The 20415-nt window shown below is 47.8% G+C and carries 15 protein-coding genes and 1 pseudogene; 9 read left to right on the forward strand and 7 right to left on the reverse strand.

Annotated features, from left to right (window positions below):
• The first annotated feature begins 169 nt into the window (after window positions 1-169).
• A complete protein-coding gene (locus tag K6Q96_RS12025) occupies window positions 170-3067 on the forward strand; it encodes an HD domain-containing phosphohydrolase (protein ID WP_251875998.1) in 2898 nt (965 codons plus the stop codon).
• Between the two features lie 62 nt (window positions 3068-3129).
• On the opposite strand, the gene motY is transcribed toward K6Q96_RS12025, so the two are convergent.
• A complete protein-coding gene (motY, locus tag K6Q96_RS12030; RefSeq protein WP_251876000.1) occupies window positions 3130-4008 on the reverse strand; it encodes a flagellar protein MotY in 879 nt (292 codons plus the stop codon).
• Between the two features lie 164 nt (window positions 4009-4172).
• Here motY and rnt point away from each other — a divergent pair, with 164 nt between their 5' ends.
• From rnt to K6Q96_RS12055, 5 genes are all read left to right on the forward strand, one after another.
• Window positions 4173-4844, forward strand: coding sequence for a ribonuclease T (gene rnt / locus K6Q96_RS12035; RefSeq protein WP_251876002.1), 672 nt, complete (start codon window positions 4173-4175; stop codon window positions 4842-4844).
• A 289-nt stretch (window positions 4845-5133) separates the two neighbouring features.
• The gene (locus tag K6Q96_RS12040) at window positions 5134-6408 is read left to right on the forward strand and encodes an outer membrane protein transport protein (protein WP_251876004.1); all 1275 of its coding nucleotides are present in this window, start codon (window positions 5134-5136) and stop codon (window positions 6406-6408) included.
• Between the two features lie 445 nt (window positions 6409-6853).
• Complete coding sequence (locus K6Q96_RS12045; RefSeq protein ID WP_251876006.1) at window positions 6854-8110, forward strand: outer membrane protein transport protein; 1257 nt, start codon at window positions 6854-6856, stop codon at window positions 8108-8110.
• 23 nt (window positions 8111-8133) lie between these two features.
• Window positions 8134-10479, forward strand: coding sequence for a VolA/Pla-1 family phospholipase (locus K6Q96_RS12050; RefSeq protein ID WP_251876008.1), 2346 nt, complete (start codon window positions 8134-8136; stop codon window positions 10477-10479).
• 168 nt (window positions 10480-10647) lie between these two features.
• Complete coding sequence (locus tag K6Q96_RS12055; protein WP_251876010.1) at window positions 10648-11970, forward strand: Na+/H+ antiporter family protein; 1323 nt, start codon at window positions 10648-10650, stop codon at window positions 11968-11970.
• A 63-nt stretch (window positions 11971-12033) separates the two neighbouring features.
• On the opposite strand, the gene K6Q96_RS12060 is transcribed toward K6Q96_RS12055, so the two are convergent.
• Window positions 12034-12372 (reverse strand): Grx4 family monothiol glutaredoxin, encoded by a 339-nt coding sequence (locus K6Q96_RS12060; RefSeq protein ID WP_046302831.1) that lies wholly within the window; start codon window positions 12370-12372, stop codon window positions 12034-12036.
• Between the two features lie 261 nt (window positions 12373-12633).
• Here K6Q96_RS12060 and sodB point away from each other — a divergent pair, with 261 nt between their 5' ends.
• Window positions 12634-13218 carry a superoxide dismutase [Fe] gene (sodB, locus tag K6Q96_RS12065; RefSeq protein WP_002541102.1) on the forward strand — a complete coding sequence of 195 codons (585 nt, stop codon included), beginning with the start codon at window positions 12634-12636 and terminating at the stop codon, window positions 13216-13218.
• Window positions 13219-13342: 124 nt separating this feature from the next.
• Here the strand turns inward: sodB and asd are convergent, their stop codons facing one another.
• The gene (gene asd, locus K6Q96_RS12070) at window positions 13343-14461 is read right to left on the reverse strand and encodes an aspartate-semialdehyde dehydrogenase (RefSeq protein ID WP_039850385.1); all 1119 of its coding nucleotides are present in this window, start codon (window positions 14459-14461) and stop codon (window positions 13343-13345) included.
• 577 nt (window positions 14462-15038) lie between these two features.
• On the opposite strand from asd, the gene nhaC reads away from it, so the two are divergent.
• Together nhaC and K6Q96_RS12080 are read left to right on the forward strand one after the other, a co-directional pair.
• A complete protein-coding gene (gene nhaC / locus K6Q96_RS12075; protein ID WP_251876012.1) occupies window positions 15039-16481 on the forward strand; it encodes a Na+/H+ antiporter NhaC in 1443 nt (480 codons plus the stop codon).
• 8 nt (window positions 16482-16489) lie between these two features.
• Window positions 16490-16708 (forward strand): annotated as a pseudogene (locus K6Q96_RS12080) (M20 family metallopeptidase); the annotation flags it as partial.
• Window positions 16709-16782: 74 nt separating this feature from the next.
• On the opposite strand, the gene K6Q96_RS12085 reads toward K6Q96_RS12080, so the two are convergent.
• The 4 genes from K6Q96_RS12085 to K6Q96_RS12100 form a co-directional block, all read right to left on the reverse strand.
• Window positions 16783-18186 (reverse strand): TRAP transporter large permease, encoded by a 1404-nt coding sequence (locus K6Q96_RS12085; protein WP_251876014.1) that lies wholly within the window; start codon window positions 18184-18186, stop codon window positions 16783-16785.
• On the reverse strand, window positions 18183-18740 hold the full coding sequence (locus K6Q96_RS12090; protein ID WP_251876016.1) for a TRAP transporter small permease: 558 nt from the start codon (window positions 18738-18740) through the stop codon (window positions 18183-18185). Before K6Q96_RS12090 ends, K6Q96_RS12085 begins: the two co-directional genes overlap by 4 nt.
• Window positions 18741-18794: 54 nt before the next feature.
• Window positions 18795-19781: a TRAP transporter substrate-binding protein gene (locus tag K6Q96_RS12095; RefSeq protein ID WP_251876018.1), complete on the reverse strand. Its 987-nt coding sequence runs from the start codon at window positions 19779-19781 to the stop codon at window positions 18795-18797.
• Between the two features lie 310 nt (window positions 19782-20091).
• A complete protein-coding gene (locus K6Q96_RS12100) occupies window positions 20092-20415 on the reverse strand; it encodes a nitrous oxide-stimulated promoter family protein (RefSeq protein WP_251876020.1) in 324 nt (107 codons plus the stop codon).

Here is a 20415-nt window from a genome sequence, read left to right on the forward strand (position 1 = left end):
ATGCGAGCATCTTCAGGTCATTTGGGTTTGGACACTTTACGTTAGAGCAACTTATTTATTTGCGATAAATATTCGTGACTTAATTCAAAGGCTTCATCAAAAAAATTTGTAACCCATCCATGTCTGATAATCTTACTCGAGTGTCTCATAAATAAGATAATGGATTATCATGGCAGGGCGCAGCTATACACTTCAAATACATATCGCAGGTATCTTTTTCATTGTTGTATCTCTGCTTTCAGTTCTTCTCATTGTACTGAGTTACCAGAACTCGAAAGAACTCAACCAACAACTTGCTGCAGAGCGCACATCGCAAAACGCAGAACGCATTAAACTTTCCTTTCAAAAACTGACATCACCCGTACTTACAGCCATGGACGCGCTGGCAAACTCAGACTTCGGTCGTAGTCTCTATTCTTCTTATGATGATGACTGGTTATCGAGTATTAACGCCATTCTTGAGCGAAACCCCGATGTGTTATCTGTCTATGTTGGATATCCCAATGAAAGTTCGGCCTTCATAAGGTCAACCAAGCTCGACTTTATGAAAGAGCAATTCTCCACTCCAGAAGACAGTCACATCATGGTGGATATTAACAGCAAGGCAGGTCACCAGATCCGGACACATTACAACAAAAATCTAAAAAACATTCGAATCGACACCGACTTAATCAGCTATGAACCCACTCAACGGCCTTGGTACAAAGCTGCTCCTGAAGATGGCAGCATTCATGTCACTGACCCGTACTTTTATCTTTTCATACAACGCATGGGTATCACGCTCACTCGCAAGTTTGCAAAGGTTGACGGCGTTCTCGCGGTAGATATCACGCTCGATTCGCTGAACAAGTTTCTTTACTCGCTCGTTGATACCGAAGAAACCCAACTCATGCTTTTAGACGACCATAAAAGCGTTTTCGCCCACACTGGATTTCTCCCAGACACCTCTTCAGGCATTAACCAGCGGATGTACTTAGAAGCTATGTCTGCATCTCCATTTAACCACCTTTTTGTCACCAGTGATTGGCGCGAATCCAATGCAACCCTTCTTCACAACGGAGAAAATTGGTCGATCAATCTGGTTAGGATAAGCTTTGGTGGTGAACGCGGACTTTGGCTGGCGAAAGCCGTACCGGAGCGCCTGATGATCCAAAGTGCCCTAGAAGCCAGAAACAATCAGATCACCATCAGTATCTTTGGCCTAATGATTGGCACACTAATGGTAATTTGGGCTTCAAAGCGGATAGCTAATCCTCTAAAAGTACTGGTTCAAGAAACCGAGAAAATTCGACGACTCGATTTTTCAAATGTCTCAACGCCGACCTCCAAAATCGTGGAAGTCAGAGAGCTCTCCGAATCCGTTCATATGATGTCTCAAACCATACAAAACTTCCTGCAAACCCTGCATCGTGTTTCAAATAGTTCGAATTTCGATTCTTTGATGGCAGATATTGCACTTCACTGTCAGCAAACTTCCGGAGCCGAATACGTGATGCTTTGGACCAATTCTGCTGAAGACAGAGAAGCGCTAACACTAACTGCCCAATATCCTATTCCATCGGAAGGTAAGCAGGTTGATTTACAAAAGCTGTTGGCAGATTCACCACAAATTGAAAAGGCGTTACAGGGGCAACATTTCTTCAGTTTCAAACCATCATCGACAAATATAGAGCGCGGATTGCTCCCCGAATCGCTGAAACATGCTTGGCTTGTACCTTTGTACAACCGGGAAAATGATTGCGTGGGCTACGTGTTTATGGGCTTCGATTCTTGCCCAGGCGATGCTCAGGAAGAAAAGCTCCAGTTTATCCGCCAGTTCCTTGGCTTTGCTTCGCTCATCAAGGAAAACTGGGATCGTGTGGCCGCGCAGAAACATCTGTTCAAGTCATTCATTGAGATGATGGCATCAGCCATCGATACCAAATCTCCATATACTGGTGGTCACTGCCAGCGTGTTCCTGAACTCACTTTCATGCTCGCTGAAGCGGCCAGTAAGGACAAAACACGCTTCCCAGACTTCACGTTAAATGAGCAATCACGCGAAGCGCTTTACTTTGCTGCTTGGTTACACGATTGCGGCAAGGTCACCACACCGGAATATGTGGTCGATAAGGCTACAAAACTCGAGACAATTTATAACCGTATCCACGAAGTTCGCACCCGCTTTGAAGTGCTCAAGCGCGATGCCGAAATCACTTACTGGCAAAGACGTCTGGAAGGTAAAAACGAGGCTGAGCTTGACATCTGGTTAGCTAAAGAACATCAAGCGCTCGACGAAGAGTTTGCCTTTGTCGCCAAGTGTAACGAAGGCGGTGAATTTATGGATGCCAGCAACATCGCCAAACTGGAGAAAATTGCAGAGCGCACCTGGATGCGTACCATTGACGATATTCAAGGCCTTTCGTGGGAAGAGGAAGCGAGGCGCACTGCTCGAGGAAGTTTCATGTTGCCTTGTAAAGAGCATGTGCTTTCCGACACCCTCGATCAGAAAATCCCATGGTTGCCACAACAGCTCAGAACCTTTAAAGACTGGGAATTCAAGCTACCAGTGCCACAGCTTCAGTACAATCGCGGCGAACTCTATAACCTTTCCATTCAGCGCGGCACGCTGACGAATGAGGAACGCTTCATCATCAACGACCATATCATCCAAACCATCAACATGCTTCGGAAACTACCTTATCCTAAGCACCTCGAGCGCGTACCGGAAATTGCAGGTGGTCACCACGAGAAACTCGATGGCAAAGGTTACCCTTACGGACTGGATGAAAACTCTCTGTCAGTTGATGCTCGAATTATGGCGGTCGCGGATATTTTCGAAGCCCTGACCGCTAGCGATCGCCCTTACAAGAAAGCTAAAAGTCTGAGTGAAGCACTCAAAATTCTCGCTTTCATGGCGAAGGACAAACACATCGATGAGCAACTGTTCAGACTCTTCATCGAAGAGAAAGTCTACCTCCACTATGCTGAGCAGTTCCTGCCCAAAGAGCAGCATGATGATGTTAACGAAAAAGCCTTGATGGCTATCATCACACCTGAACCCGAGAAAGAGCCAGAGACGGCATAAATAAAAAAAGCCCCGCTGCAATGAGCGGGGCTTTTTAATGTATTCCATCGAATCTTTTCTGGTTAGATAATCGTTCGACCCAGAGATATTACCACGCGACGGTTCTTGTTCCGGCCAATGGGACTTTCGTTTTCTGCAATTGGACGACGCTCGCCGTATGCTTCTACCTGAATTCTGTCTTTCGGCAGGCCCAAAGACATAAAATACTCTTCGAGTTTTTCAGCGCGAACTTCAGACATTCTCTGGTTAGCCGCTTTCGCACCACGCCCATCGGTATACGTCGCCATCAATACTAAATCGATATCTGGGCTGTAACGAACAAACTCGGCAATTTGCGCCAATCTCGCCATAGACGCTTTGTTGAGCTCATCACCATTCTCATTGTAATGAAGCACTGTAAACGCGATATCTTCAAACGAGTATGGAAGTAAACCCGCCACACAACTACTGAATTCGTTGTAAGGCTGTTGGAATGCAACCGATGACAAAGCAATATCTACACGCTTGCCCCTACTTTGCCATTCCTTGAAGCTAAAGGTTGGGTATCGGCCATTCTCCAGCTCTGACAGCATACTCCAAGCAGTTTGCCCATCGACATAACCGTTGAACTGCTTGTAGAAACGTAGGCGATCGATATACTCTGCAGGCTCACCTGCAAACCAAACCGGAGGCATTGAGATTAAGGAGACATTTTGCGTTTCACCCATCGGACGACGCATCTCCAACTCAAAATCCAGATTGATTTTCTTGCTGGCACGGGAAGTGAATGTCGCCATGCCATAGTTCGGGATCATGTGCTCAATACGGCACTCGATCGGTGTGTCCACCGCCACCTTCCAAACAGACTCCGTCGGCTTCGCTCCGTAATACTTACTCGCTGACACCGAGAGCGGTGCGAGGCTTGCAGCAATACATAATGTCAACAGCGAGGCTTTCTTCATACTCTGGCATGTCCTGTGACTAAGTGAAATGGTATTGCTTACCTTATCGGAAGGCAGGCGCTTATCTTTAGCCCTATTTTAATCGCTCTCGCCAAAACTAGAAAATGAAAATCCAGCCAGCTTCTGACATAATGCACGCCTCATTTTCACAAGTTATCCGAAGCATGACCCAAGAAACCAACCTAAATACGCTTAAAGCAAGATTTCGTGGCTATTTTCCTGTTGTTATCGATGTTGAAACCGCAGGGTTTAATGCCCAAACAGACGCCCTGTTGGAAATCTGTGCTGTCACATTAAAAATGGACGAAGACGGTTGGCTCTCTCCCGATAAAACGATTCACTTTCATGTTTCACCGTTCGAAGGCGCAAATCTTGTAAAAGAAGCACTCGAATTCAACGGTATTAAAGATCCTTTCAGCCCCCTGCGTGGCGCGGTAGAAGAGGAGCATGCGTTGAAAGATATCTTCAAACTGATCCGCAAAGAACAGAAAGCGGCAGGTTGTCAGCGCTCCATCATGGTCGCGCACAATGCAACCTTCGACCACAGCTTCGTGATGGCGGCGTCCGGGCGCAGTCACCTCAAGCGTAATCCATTCCATCCGTTTGCAACTTTCGACACTGCAGCACTGAGTGGATTGGCCTTTGGACAAACTGTACTGGCAAAAGCCTGCCAAACCGCCGGTATCCCTTTCGATAACCGTGAAGCACACTCTGCCCTCTACGATACAGAGCGCACTGCCGAACTATTCTGTGAGATTGTTAACAAATGGAAAAAATTGGGTGGCTGGCCAATTTTCTTAGCGGAAGAAAAATCCGAACAGAGCACTGGCGAATAAGCACCCAATAGCGAACATTAGAAACGGCGTAGTGGTATAAATTTAAAGGCATTCCGCCGTTTTTTTTACCAATCAAATCAAGTGTTTTAAACAAAAGTCTGAAATTACTCTCAACAAGCATAATTTTAGGGTCTAGATCTCGCGCAAACTATTGATAACAAAACTACAACATTTGGCAATTTGCTACTTATACTGTCTTAGAACGATTCGACACCTGCGCCGAACATAATCGAGTGCTCAACGTCGAAGACGAAAACAATAAAAGGCAGTGACAGAGAGGCAATACAAAATGAAACGTTTTACTCAACGTACCCTAATCTCCACAGCCATTGCGCTGGCCACATTCCAGGCCCACGGCGCTGGCTTCCAAATCAGTGAACATTCCGCCAGCGGTTTAGGTCGCGCATTTGCCGGTGAAGCAGCAATCGCAGATAATGCCGCGGTCGCTGCCCGTAACCCGGCAGCAATGACAATGTTCGATTCCGCACAGGTTTCGGGTGGTCTTTCGTTCATCCAACCGGATGTGGACGCAACACTGAAAAGCAGCAATTTAGGTGGAGCCGAAACATACTCGGATGTTGCACCGGACGCATTAGTGCCTTATGCACACTATGTAAGACCACTGAATGACAGGATGGCTTTAGGTGTTTCAGCTTTTTCTAATTTTGGGCTAGCTACTGAATATCCATCCGATGCTTCAGCGGGGCCTGCAGCAGGCAAAAGCGAGTTAGCCACTGTAGATTTCAACGTGAATTTCGCTTATGAGGTAAATGAACAACTTAGTTTGGGTCTTGGCTTAAACGCTGTTTATGCTGACGCCTCGTTGGTTCGAAATGCAGGTAACCTTAGCCCCTTCATACCCGGTACAACAGCAACTACAGAGATAGCACATCTTGAAGGTGATGGCTGGGGATATGGCTGGAATGTTGGTGCATTGTGGCAGTTTGACGAGAACAATCGTCTGGGTGTTGGCTATCGTTCGCAAGTCGACATAACGCTGGACGGGGACTATCGCGGTACTTCGAATACAACAAGCCTAGTCTCTGGACAAACTGTTCCTGGCGAAGTTGAACTCAACCTTCCGGACATTTTTGAGTTCTCTGGCTATCACAAAGTCGCACCAAAATGGGCAGTTTCATACAGCGTAATGAGAATTGGTTGGAGGAGTTTCGAAGAGCTCAAAGCTACTGGTTCGTCTTGTACCAGCTCGGATGGTGTAGGAGTGTGTTTCCTCAATGAAGAAAATTGGGAAGACAGCTGGCGCTATTCTATTGGTGCAACCTACTTCCTGAATCCAACTTGGACGCTTAGAGCAGGTTTCGCTTATGATGAAAGCCCTGTACCAGAAGAGTACCGCACTTTAAGTATCCCTGACACTGATCGCAACTGGTATACAATAGGCGCAACATACACTGCAAGCGAAGCCTTTACTATCGATGCCGGCTTCGCTTATTTGAACGGCGATACAGTTGAAGGAACAGAATCTAAGAGTGTAGCTACTTATAACTTTGAAGCAGGCGGCGACGCTTACATCTTCGCATTGGGTGCAAACTACTCCTTCTAAGCAACTGTTTCACAAAAGAGAAAAAGCCGATTCTTTGCAATCGGCTTTTTTGTTTCTTATCACAAAAGTGAAATTCCACAGTAACAGGCGTGACTTGATTCTCTTCAGTTTTCCGCTCAAATTCAAACGCATGGTCAAATTCTAGCCATATTGTGTCTATTCATTAATGAGTTAATACAGGCACTTCAGAAAATGAAAATCCAAATTAGTGTATTTACTTAAAACGAGAGTTTTAAAACTAGGCATAAAATACCGATAATTCAGACACTCACGAAATATTTAACACCTATTTAACATCACTGCATGTCATGACATATTAAGCATCGTAAAGATCCGACCAGTAGTCATAATAAATTGCTATAGGCTGCAACGTTTTTCCAACTTATTGAAATAATTGGAATTCGGTTAAATATTGACCAACTACTCAATTTGGACGAGAGGCTGTATGTCAAAAAAACTATCAAGAAGCGCCCTTGCGGTTGCCATTGCTCTCACCGCCCCAAGTGCTTGGAGCGCGGGTTTTCAGGTATCAGAACATTCTGCTAGCGGATTAGGCAGAGCTTATGCAGGTGAAGCGGCTATTGCCGACAATGCATCGATCATCGGCCGAAACCCGGCTCAAATGACAATGTTCGAAGAAAGCCAAGCCTCCGGTGCCATTCACATTGTTAATCCCGAAATCGATGTCACCGACACCAATAGCGGCCAAAAAGCGTCTGACGTTGCGCCTATGCAACTTGTTCCTGCTTCTTATTACGTCAGCCCTATCAATGACAAATGGGCTTGGGGTGTTGGCCTTTACACCGTGTACGGCGTTGCTACAGATTATCCGGATGCGTTTCAGGCAGGTGATGCTGCGGGTGACACCTCTCTCGCAAGCGTCAATCTCAACCCTTCAATCGCATACAGAGTCAATGACCAATTGAGCTTGGGTGTTGGCGCAAACATTGTGTACGCCATCGCTGAGTTGAACCGCCACCTTGGCGGCACTGCTCCCCTATTTGGTGACTCCTTCACTGCCAGTGACAAATTGATCAGTATGGAAGGCGACACATGGGGATTTGGTTGGAATGTCGGCGCGCTGTTTGAACTCGACGAGAATAACCGATTTGGCATTGCTTACCGCTCAGAAGTTGAACTCGATTTTGAAGGAGATTTTACCGACCATCGAGGCTCAGTGACAGGTACCGTTGGAAACAAGGTAACTGGTAATTTGTCCGTCCCTCTTCCTGCAATTGCAGAGCTATCCGGTTTCCATCAGGTACGTGATGATTTAGCTGTTCACTACAGCATGATGTGGAGCCAATGGAGCTCATTTACCGAACTCAGAGCAACCGGAAGCGAATGTGCTGCTGATGATATTCAGGGTGTGTGCTTCCAAAAAGATGAAGACTACAAAAGTGTATTCCGTTGGTCCATTGGCACAACCTATGACGTGTCCGATACGTGGACGCTCCGTGCGGGTTTTGCTTATGACGAAAAAGCCGGTAAATCCACTCTCAGCATCCCTGATTCAGACAGATATTGGTACTCCGCAGGAGCAACTTATCGCTACTCTCCGTCGCTCACATTTGATGCTGGCGTCACTTACATTGCGAGTAAGTCAGGCACATTTACTGAAAGCACACGCATCGGAGAACGAGAATTTGACTCAAAAGGTGCAGCATACATTGGCGCACTTCAAGCCAACTACACGTTCTAAGCACAATTGCAGGAGACTTAAATATGTATAAAGGACTAATTGTGAACAAAAAGCTCGTTGTGCTTGCCGTGTCATCAGCCTTGGGTTTGACCGCTTGTGGCGGAGAAGCCGAACTAAGCGGCGGAACAACAAACAACAGTTATGAAGACTACATTCAGGAAAGCCTGAAATCACCAACGCAAATTGATTTTCAGCTTGCTGGTGCGGGTTCTAATGTCCCAGGGCCGAGCTTTATCTTGATGAACCAAACTGACGGAACATTAGATATTCCAACTGGAGGTGACAACGCACTCTCCAACCCCGCTGCAGCGATGGGAACCATGGATGGTTGGCCAGTATCCATGCCGATGGTTTTGTCATTTAAGGGAGCAGGCTTAGCAGACGGTTTTGCCACTACCGGCATTAGCATTGTGAAACTGACCGAAGGTCTGACCGATGAAAATCCGAGCGTCGAACGTGTTCTTCAGGTCGGTGTGGACTTCAACGTTATGACAAGCGCGGATTCAGATAGTGCTGTTGTGATATTCACACAACCATTAGAGGCTTCTTCAGAGTATGCGTTTGCAATCACCAATGCATTCACTGACACCAATGGCGAAGCCGTGGGCATGACAAGTTCATACGCCACTTTAATATCGCAAACCAACCCAACGGTTGTAGACTCACTCAAAGCAGCAAGCGCTGTCACCCAAGGGGTCAATGCGATCTTTGCAGCGACTGGTATTCAACCTGAAGACATCGTTTACAGTTCTTGGTTCTCAACCCAATCTGTTGGCAACACTCTCTATGCCACGAAAGCGGCCATCGCTACAGGAGCTGAAGCAGGTAACTTCAATACGGTATGGAAGGGTTCTGCAAATCCAAATGGTGTAGATATGTCACAGGCATATCTGATGTCTGTACCTGCATCAGGCCAAGACTACGCAGCAGCTATACAGGCTGATTCGAACTTTTCCGCGTTTGTGGACCCAGATGGTACTGTTGCGCCAGCACTCATCGGTGCTTATGCAGCGGGTACGGTAACAGTCACAAACGGAACAGTGAAACTACCCTACTTCCTAGAAAAAGATGCATCTTCTTGGAACACCACTCCTTTTGAATCAGGAATGCCAAGTTTGGCGGTTATCTCTAGCGCTCTAAGTGATACTGGCGAAGCGAGTACTGTCACACAGCAACTGGTGCAAGCGGGTATTGATGTTTCAAAGCTAACTGACGACACCAGTGAACAACTTAAGCTTATTGGCTTAACTCTCGAAAATAGCACAGGTTCGCAGTTAGATTCAGAGCGTGTCATTACAGGGTACAGCCCAGTTCCTCAGGTCAAGTCTCTGGATGATGTGCCATTTATCCTGTTCACGCCAACAACAACAACAGGCGCAATGGAACTAGTGATCTATCAGCATGGTATCACTTCTGCCAAAGAAAGTGCCTATGCCTTTGCCGCTAACCTCATCAACGGCGCTAAAGGTTTAGGTAAAGATATTGCTATTTTGGCAATAGACCAGCCTATCCATGGTGAACGAAGCCTAGATGCAACTCGCTCAGCAAATGTTGACCCAACGAACTATCTAAATCTCTCTTACTTGCCTGTAGGACGTGACAACTTACGCCAAAGTATTTTGGACAACGTGGGGCTTAGGGCTGCAGTTTCGATTTCTCAAGGTGCTGGTCTCTTTGGGAGTACGCCACTAGCGACCCTCGATGATACAACAACCAATAGTCCTTCATTATTCGGTCATTCACTGGGAGGAATTACGGGTTTCGGAACGGTTGCTACTGCCAACAATACGCTGGGTAGTGCTGACGCAGATAACTTGTTCAAGTATTCGCGCATTGCTGCTGCAAATACTGGCGGCCAAATAGTGAACCTTTTGATTGCTTCAGGATCTTTTGGACCTTTGATTGTGGACACGGTAACTGCGGGTGTTTCCGATGCTGAAAAAGAAGGCGTCCTGAATCAGTTTGCCTACGCTGCGCAAACTGTTCTCGATACCGTGGATCCTCTCAACCTTGTTAGCCTAAATGATGCCACAGAGACAAACGTTTTGAATGGCCTACCTATCTACATGCAGCAGGTAAAAGACGACGATACTGTCCCCAACTCTGTAGCAACTGCGCCGTTTGCCGGCACTATTCCATTGGCAACAATCTTGGGTTTGAATGAGGTCACCCAAGCATCGACTGCAACGAGCGGTGGTCGCAACTTCACCAAGTTTAGTAATGTTGGCCATCACAGCTCTGTGATTGCGCCTCAAGATGTAAACTTGGCAGATCTTAGCCATACCACTGAGATGCAATCTCAACTTGTGCAATTCTTAACCGGTGTAGCTGAAGACTTTACTGTCGCTGACTCCAGTGTGCTTGAATAAGTTCTAATCAGTAGAAATATCGAAAGGCCAGCCCCCGCTGGCCTTTTTTATCTCCTAGCCAATTCCTTTCAAATTCCCCTCGACAATGTAAAAAATATCAGCAAACTGTGATCTTCGTCTTTTTGGGATAGATTTTGCCCCGTTGGGTGTTTGTAGGGATAGGAAGTAATGAATCCAGTTGTTATTGCTGTTTGCGTGATGCTGGCGTTGGCACTTTTAAGAGTCAACGTGGTGGTTGCGCTAACATTTAGTGCCGTCTTGGGCGGTATGGTCAGTGGTCTAACACTGCCCGAAACCATTTCTGCGTTTGAAGGTGGCTTAGGTGGTGGTGCAACCATCGCACTGAGTTACGCTATGTTGGGCACCTTTGCAGTAGCGATTAGCCGCTCAGGTATCACGGATCTTTTGGCGCAATCCGTTGTGAAGAAACTGAATGGCAAAGAAAATCACCATGCTTCTTCAGCGCTGAAATACATGGTGCTTGTGGCTCTTGGCCTGTTGGCAATCTCGTCCCAGAACGTGATTCCCGTACACATCGCTTTTATCCCTATTGTGATTCCACCTTTGCTGCATGTGTTTGCCAATCTGAATCTTGACCGTCGATTGGTGGCCTGTGTGCTGACCTTTGGTTTGATCACTCCTTATATGGTGTTGCCAGTAGGTTTCGGCGGCATTTTCCTCAACAACATTCTGCTGAAGAATTTGCACGATAACGGTTTGGATGTCGTCGGCAGTCAGGTGCCTCAAGCTATGTTGCTACCAGCGGCTGGTATGTTGTTTGGTGTGTTGGTTGCTGCCTTTGTCAGCTACCGTAAGCCTCGCCACTATTCGGAAGAAAAGATCCTAGCTGCAGAGCCTGAAAAAGCAGAGTTCAAACCGCAGAATATTGTTGTTGCTGTGATTGCTATCGCCGCCGCACTGGGTGTTCAGCTCACCACTGGCTCTATGATAGTCGGTGCACTTGCTGGCTTTATGGTGTTTACCTTTGGCGGTGTCATTAAGTGGAAAGATACGCAAGACGTGTTCACCCGCGGCGTTCACATGATGGCGATGATAGGCTTTATCATGATTTCTGCAGCAGGTTTCGCGGCAGTGATGAAAGCGACTGGCGGTGTAGAAACACTGGTTGCTTCTCTGGCATCCACCATTGGTGACAACAAACCGCTGGCAGCGCTGTTGATGTTGGTCGTTGGCCTTCTGGTGACTATGGGTATCGGTTCTTCGTTTTCAACGATTCCGATTATCGCCACCATTTACGTGCCACTGGCATTAGCGTTTGGCTTCTCACCGATGGCGACCATTGCCTTGGTCGGTACTGCTGCAGCCTTGGGTGATGCGGGCTCTCCAGCTTCCGACTCAACCTTGGGCCCAACTTCAGGTCTGAACGCCGATGGTCAGCACGAGCACATCTGGGATACCGTGGTGCCAACATTTATACACTACAACCTGCCGCTGATTGCGTTTGGTTGGATTGCAGCAATTACGCTGTAGCCAGAGTGACATATACAAAAAAGCCGCTGATTTGTCAGCGGCTTTTTTTGAGAAGGAAAACACTTAGCTGTTTTCTTCTGCGTCGCGGCGTGTCGCTGCGTTTTTGATCAAAGGCTGAAGCTCACCCTTCTGGAACATTTCCAGGATGATGTCACAACCGCCGATCAGCTCACCATCAATCCACAGTTGTGGGAAAGTTGGCCACTGCGCGTAGATTGGCAGCTCAGCACGGATATCCGGGTTTTGCAGGATATCGACGTACGCAAATTTCTCACCACACGCCATCAGCGCTTGGCTAGCCTGAGAAGAAAAGCCACAGCTAGGCAGCTTCGGCGAGCCTTTCATGTAAAGCAGGATTGCGTTCTCTTCAATCTGCTGTTTGATTTTATCAATAGTTTCCATTACTTCCTCGAACACCAAGTGTGATGATGACAACGATTCTAACTGTGTTAGCGAAGGAAAAAAACGCCTAAAATCTCTAGGGTCAAATTCCGCCGCTTTTTTTAAAATTATTCTTTTAATAAAGTAAAAACTTGCTAAACTGTTTCGCAGTCGGTCTATAAGTAGATTCGTTCACTTATGGGTACAACCTAGAGTGTACGATAAATCTACAGGAAGCAATAATGTCAGGGGGCGACCCCGCCTATCATGGAGAATCGAGTAATGGCATTTCAACTACCAGCTCTTCCTTACGAGAAAAACGCGCTTGAGCCACATATCTCTCAAGAGACTCTGGAATTCCACCACGGTAAACACCACAACACTTACGTTGTTAAGCTGAACGGCCTGATCGAAGGTACTGAGCTTGAGAACAAATCTCTGGAAGAGATCGTTAAGACTTCTACTGGCGGTGTTTTCAACAACGCAGCGCAAATCTGGAACCACACTTTCTACTGGCACTGCCTGAGCCCAAATGGCGGCGGCGAGCCTACTGGTGATGTTGCAGATGCAATCGCTAAATCTTTCGGTTCTTTCGAAGAGTTCAAAGCGAAATTCACAGATTCAGCAATCAACAACTTCGGTTCTTCTTGGACTTGGCTGGTGAAGAAAGCTGACGGTTCTCTGGACATCGTTAACACTTCAAACGCAGCAACCCCACTGACTGAAGACGGTGTAACTCCGCTGCTGACTGTTGACCTGTGGGAACACGCTTACTACATCGATTACCGCAACCTGCGTCCAGACTACATGAATGCATTCTGGGCACTGGTTAACTGGGAATTCGTAGCACAGAACCTGGCTGCTTAATTCCAAGTTAAACGCTAAAGCATTGATAGATACCTCGCCTCGGCGGGGTATTTTTTTGCGTGTTTACTAAGGGCACAAAAAAGCCGCTGTAGTCAGCGGCTTTTGTTCAATCTGAAAGTCGCGTTTACGCCACTTCAGAAAGGATGATGCGCAGTGTACGACGCAGCGGCTCAGCTGCACCCCAAAGCAATTGGTCACCCACGGTGAATGCGTTAAGGAAGTCGTTACCCATCGCCATCTTACGCAGACGGCCAACAGGAACAGACAGTGTACCGGTCACTTTGGTTGGAGAAAGCTCTTGCACCGTGATATCACGCTCGTTCGGGATCACTTTTACCCAATCGTTGTGTGATGCAATGATGCTTTCAATTTCATCCATTGGCACATCTTTCTTCAGCTTCAGTGTCAGTGCCTGGCTGTGACAACGCATTGCACCGATACGCACACAAGTACCGTCGATAGGTACTGGGCTGTCTTGAATGCCAAGGATCTTGTTGGTCTCAACCGTCCCTTTCCACTCTTCTTTGCTCTGACCGTTCTCACGTTTCACGTCAATCCAAGGGATCAGTGAGCCCGCCAGCGGAGCGCCGAACTCAGACGTTGGGAAATCACCAGAACGCATGGTTTCAGCAACCTTGCGGTCGATATCCAGAATAGATGTAGCAGGGTTTGCCAGATCCATGCTGACAGCGTCGTTGATGGTGCCCATCTGGGAGATAAGCTCACGCATGTTTTTCGCGCCTGCACCCGATGCCGCTTGATACGTTTGCGCGGTCATCCACTCAACCAAGCCTTCTTGGTACAGACCACCTACTGCCATTAGCATCAGGCTGACAGTACAGTTACCGCCCACATAGGCTTTGGTGCCTTTGTGAATGCCTTCTTGAATTTGTTTGAAGTTCACTGGATCCAGTGTGATGATCGCATCATCTTTCATACGCAGCGTAGAGGCTGCATCAATCCAGAAACCTTTCCAGCCAGCCGCCAGCAGTTTTGGATAGACCGCTTCGGTGTAGCTGCCACCCTGACAGGTAATGACGATATCCAGCGTTTTCAGGCTTTCGATATCGAATGCATCTTGCAGCATTCCCGCATCTTTGCCGTAATTTGGCGCTGGGATGCCTACTTGAGAGGTGCTGTAGAATACTGGCTCGATAACGTCGAAATCGCCTTCTTCTACCATGCGTTGCATCAGTACGGATCCAACCATACCGCGCCAGCCGACTAAACCTACTCTTTTCATTCGCACTCACACTCCTTGTAATAAAATTCTCAGCCTATATTGAAAAGTCACAACACAAATAACAAGCGAAAACTGCGCATATTTGTATCGGCAAAGAACTAAAAATAAATCGTAACGGACAAAGGGCACAACGGGCCACGATAATACGACGCACTGCAAGCGTACAGAGAGATCCTTAAGGCGTTTTTAGACAGCGGAGGGATCAGAACAATGTGTCTTCAGTGAGGACATCTCGCCGTGACGGAATATTAACGCTATCGCGTCATGCCAAGGTCATCAATGTAACAAATATACAAACATCAGTAAAACGAGAACCAAACAGCAGCACGCCTATCCCGCCAACAAAAAAATCACACTAAAATAACGCCCCGTCAAATGCGATAACATCCGGTGCGCAAAGGTCACAGAAACTAAAATACTTGTTCCCCGTACTCACCCTCTTTCGATAAAGTACCCGCCGCCGCCAGGAAGGTAGCTTTCAAGCCCATAGACAGTGTTCACTTCACTACCCTCTGCCAACAGGCAATAGGTATCTCAGGCAGGAGCCACAGGGCCAAACTCAAAAAAGGTTTGAACTATGCAAAGACACCCGGTGCGACTTCCTTCTGTATTCCAAGTATTCGCAGCGTTAGGTCTGTTCCTGTTAATGGCGTTTTCTTTTACCGCCCAACTAGACCTGCCTATCCAGCTTGCTCTCTACATTGGCTGGTTCGTGATCATCGGACTCGGCATTAAGCTGGGACACAGCTACAAAGAGCTGGAACAGGCTGCCACTCAAGGCATCGCTAATGGTCTCGGTGCTGTTTTGATCTTGTTGGCAGTTGGCGCTCTGGTCGGCACCTGGATAGCTGGCGGTATCGTTCCAACAATCATTTATTACGGTTTAAAGGCGATTCACCCTTCTATTTTCCTCGCCACGACCATGATTATCTGTTCGCTGACTGCATTGGCAACGGGCACGTCCTGGGGCGCTGCAGGTACCGCTGGCATTGCGATGATGGGTATTGGACAGGGCTTGGGCGTTCCCGCCCCCGTGACAGCAGGTGCTGTGCTTTCAGGCTGTTACTTTGGTGACAAGCTTTCCCCACTTTCTGATTCCGTGATCCTCGCGTCTTCCATGTCAGGCGTTGAAATCGTCGAGCACATCAAAGGCATGCTGCCTATCGCGATTATCAGCTACATCATTAGTGGCATTCTCTTTACTACGCTGGGTCTGCACTATGCGGGCAATGTTGATATGGCTCAGGTGAACGATGTGATTCTTGCGATGGAACAGCAGTTCGTTATCACCCCACTGAGCTTCGTACCTGTGGCGATCGTACTGGTATTGCTGGCGATGCGCCTACCCTCATTTCCAGTGATTTCTCTAGGCTCTGTGCTTGGTGTTGTCTGGGCCATCGCGGTTCAGGACATGAACCCACTGACAGCGATGAACACCGCCTGGGCACCTTTCTCGATTAAGTCTGGCGTCTCTTTCATTGATGCGATTTTGAACCGAGGTGGTATGGAATCTATGCTGGGTTCTGTAGCGGTGATTGTGTTTGGTTTAGGTTTCGGTGGTCTTCTAGATAAAGTGGGCGTGTTGGAAACCATCGCCAAGCTGTTCGAGCGTAAAGTTGAATCTGCAGGCAGTCTGGCAACGTCCACTCTCGCCACTGCCTTTCTTGGTAACGTCTTTGGCTCAGCTATGTACGTCTCACTGATCCTGACCCCTAAAATCTGCGCCAAGAACTACGATCGTCTCGGTTACCAACGCAAGAACCTGTCACGTAACGCCGAGTTCGGCGGCACACTGACTTCGGGCATGGTGCCTTGGAGCGACAACGGTATCTATATGGCCAGCATTCTGGGTGTGGCAACGCTCTCATACGCGCCGTTCATGTGGCTGAGCTTCGTGTGCATTATCGTCACTATTCTGACTTCTTACATGGGTTGGTTCGTTGATCGTTGCCCACCAACAACAGAAGCGTCAGAAGTAGCACAAACTCACACTCTCGACGCAGTTGCGCAGAAAGCCTAATGGCGTAGGTTGAAGAAACTGGCTGTGAACTTGGGATGGACATTACCTGGCAAGCGGTCGGCGGCGGTTCAGTTGCCAACCTGACCGCAGTGCTGGGTGTTCCTACACTGGATGGTCTGGGCCCAATTGGCGCGGGTTTCCACAGCGACGAAGAATGTCTTGTACTGGAGTCTATCTCACCACGTATCGAACTGCTTAAGCGCGTGATCTCCAAACTAGCAGGCTGATACGCATTTTAGAGACAATAAATTTTGGAAAGAATAAAGGGGCATAAACGCCCCTTTTCTTATCGTATCGATTGTTAGGATTTATAGCCCCTGAGCGAATCGAGATAATCCGGCAGGAACAGCGATATTTGCGGAATGTAGGTGATCAATATCAGGAAGAACAGCAACAGACCTAACCAAGGCAATGCAGCCTTGATTGCCCAGCCCATGCTTTCTCCAGTGATGCCCGCCGTCACAAACAGGTTCAGTCCAACAGGTGGCGTCAGCATTCCTATCTCCATGTTCACCACCATAATGATCCCAAGGTGGATAGGGTCAATACCCAACTGAGTAGCTATCGGGAATAGGATAGGCGCCATAATCAGTAAGATGGCTGAAGGCTCCATGAAGTTACCTGCAATCAGCAGCAGAATGTTGACCACTATCAGGAATCCCCACGCCGGTAAGCCCCAGGCGATAATAGATTCCGCAATGGTATGGGGGATACGCTCTGTCGTCAGCACATGAGCAAACAACATGGCGTTAGCGATAATGAATAGCAGCATAATGCTGACTTTCGCCGCATCACGTACCACGTTGTTCACTTCTTTGTCCGTGAATGATTTCACCATCACAACAGGCAGCGCAGCAAAGTTTCGCAGCAACATGGAAATGCTACCTTCGCCTTCTTTGCGCCAAGGTGTGTTTTTAAGCGGACCTATATCTCGGTAGCCCCATACACTCACCAGCCAAGCATAAACAGCGGCTACAGAAGCTGCTTCCGTCGGGCTGGCGACGCCTCCATAAATCGAACCCAATACGATGATGATCAACATCAGGCCGCCAAGAGCATGAAGTCCTGATCGTGTCAGCGCACCAACACCGGGAAATGGCTGTGAAGGCAACCCTTTGATGCGTGCAACAATGTATATTGCAATCATCAAGATACCGCCCATCATTAGGCCGGGTATAAAGCCTGCCATAAACATACGAGACGCCGACACTTCGGTCGCAGCCGCGTATACAAGCATCACGATTGAAGGTGGGATCAAAATCCCCAACGTTCCCGCGTTGGCAATAACACCTGCTGCAAACGCTTTTGGATAACCGGCTTTCACCATCCCTACGATGACGATAGAGCCAATGGCCGCCACCGTGGCAGGAGAGCTGCCTGATACCGCCGCAAACAGCATACAAGCCATGACAGAGGCCATCGCGAGGCCACCACGGATATGACCGACAGAATCAATCGCAAAGTTAATCAGTCTGCGCGCAACACCGCCCGTTGATAAGAACGCAGAAGACAGAATAAAGAAGGGAATAGCCAACAAGGTGTAATGCTCACTGGTTGCCTCAAACAGCTTTAGTGCGATAGAGGCCAGTGAATCATTAGAAAACATCAAAATGGTTGCAACGCTCGACAAACCCAGTGCAATCGCGATCGGCATGCCCATGAACATGCAGAGAAAAAGCAACCCAAATAATACGGCGATGGTCATTTGTTTTGCTCCTCCCGGCTTTCCATTTCCTTCGTTACTTCTTCAGCGAGATGCATGCTCTCTTTGGCTTCATCTACCAGTCCAAAACCAGCTCGGGTTCCCGTTAGAACTTCATAGCCAATGGTCAGGACCCTTAACGTCAGCAGACCAAAACCCAAAATCAAGCACGACATGGCTTTCCATTTCTCAATCGGCATGTCTTCCATTTCAATGCCAATCATTTTCATCTTGCTGAGATAAATCCAAGAACCATAGATAAACAGGCCGCAATAAACTAAACAGAGCGCAAGCGCGAACAGCGTCACCGCTTTTTGTTGGTTAGGCGGAAGATGTTTGATAGCTGCATCGACACCGATATGCGCACCTTGACGCAATCCCCAGGATGCGCCCATCAGAACTAACCACGCAGAAAGATAGAGCGTCAGCTCCTGAGCCCAGAGCAAACCCTCGTTGAAAAAGAAGCGAAGAATCACTTCAAAAAACACCAGCAGTGTCATTGTCACCAGAAGCAGGCCAATCGCACCCTCTTCGAAACGGTGTAACAACTTAACCATTTGAAACTCCATTATTAAAAAGCCCGACCTTGATCCTTGGCCGGGCTACAACATTTACTGGTTAGAAGCCACTGCGGCTTCAATCACCTCTGGACCGATTTCATCCTGGAATTGGTCCCACACAGGCTTCATCACTTCAACCCACTGCTGACGCTCCGCGTCCGTCAGCGTGATGATTTCGCTACGGCCTGAATCCAGAATGTTCTGGCGGTCTTTCATGGCTTTATCGTTGGCAATGGCATTGCCGTGTGCAACCGCTTCGTCCAGTGCTTTTTTCAGTACTGCTCGGTCGTCATCTGGCAAATCATTCCAGAACTCCATAGAGGTCGTCACCATGTAATCCAACACGCCGTGATTAGATTCCGTGATGTATGGCTGCACTTCGAAGAACTTCTTGGAGTAGATGTTTGACCAAGTATTTTCCTGGCCATCAATCGCACGGGTTTGCAGCAGGGTAAAGACCTCTGAGAAAGGTTTCTTCAGCGGCACAGCTTCAACCGCTTCAAACTGGGCTGCCAGCACGTCTGAACTCATGATGCGGAATTTCTTACCGTCAGCATCAGCAGGCACACGCAATGGGTCATTTGCAGACAGTTGCTTCAAACCATTGTGCAGATAGCCAAGACCAATCAGACCTTTGCTGTTCACTGAGGAAAGCAGCGCCTGACCGGAAGGGCTTTGCTGGAAACGGTCAACCGCTTCCATGTCCTCAAACAGGAAAGGTAGATCGTAAACCTGCAATTTTTTGGTGTATTTAGAGAACTTGGAGAGAGAAGGGGCAATAAATTGAACATCTCCAAGCAGCAGCGCTTCCATTTCTTTACCATCGCCGAAAAGCTGAGAGTTTGGGTAAACCTCAACCACATATTTGTCACCGATCCGCTCTGCAACCAGATCGCGGAACTTCAGCGCCATTTGGCCTTTTGGCGTATTTTCAGCCACCACATGTGAAAACTTGATGGTATCCGGTGCCGCTTGAACACCCGCGCTCATACCCGCGCAGAGCGCCAGCACTGAAAACATCGTCGTTAGCTTTTTCATTGCTTTTCCTCTCATTCCTTGTGTCGTTATGTCCCAAACACAACTTTGGGAACATTTGCCCTCTAAGGTCTAGCTGAGGAAAAAGAAAAGCATCCAGATGAAAACAAATAATTAACAACAATAAAACAAAAGTGAGATATGCCGTGAGGCAAATGGGTAATATTCCACCCATTCGACGTTTAAAACTTAGAGGAAGGAGGGTTCAAGGAAATGCGAGGAAAAATGACAATGATTGGGTAAAGGAAAATTGATTGATTAAAAGTCATCGCCAAACGTGAGAGAACATTTGGCGAAGTCAAAAGCCGAAAAGTTAATTCAGTAGTGAGCCCACGTAGCGTTTCGCAATCCAAATTGGCTTACGCCATCTGGCTTTAGGCTCTGCCCAACGGATGATGTGGTTAATCTCCAAGCGCTTAACGTCTGGGTAACACTGCCTTAGGCACTCACGGCATGACAAAGTACCACTGTCGCGACAACACTGCTCTGAACGCTGCGTCTCGAACGCAATCAAGTCTGAGCATTGCTGGCAGAGCTGGCTGCCGCGGTGAATGTGCTTACAATAAAGCGTCGTCATCGCGCGGACAAGCCACAAAGGCTGGCGTCTAGGCGCGGACGTTGTCGGTTGAATTTTCAT

Source organism: Grimontia kaedaensis, from assembly GCF_023746615.1.
In the GTDB taxonomy this organism is placed as follows: Bacteria; Pseudomonadota; Gammaproteobacteria; order Enterobacterales; family Vibrionaceae; genus Enterovibrio; species Enterovibrio kaedaensis.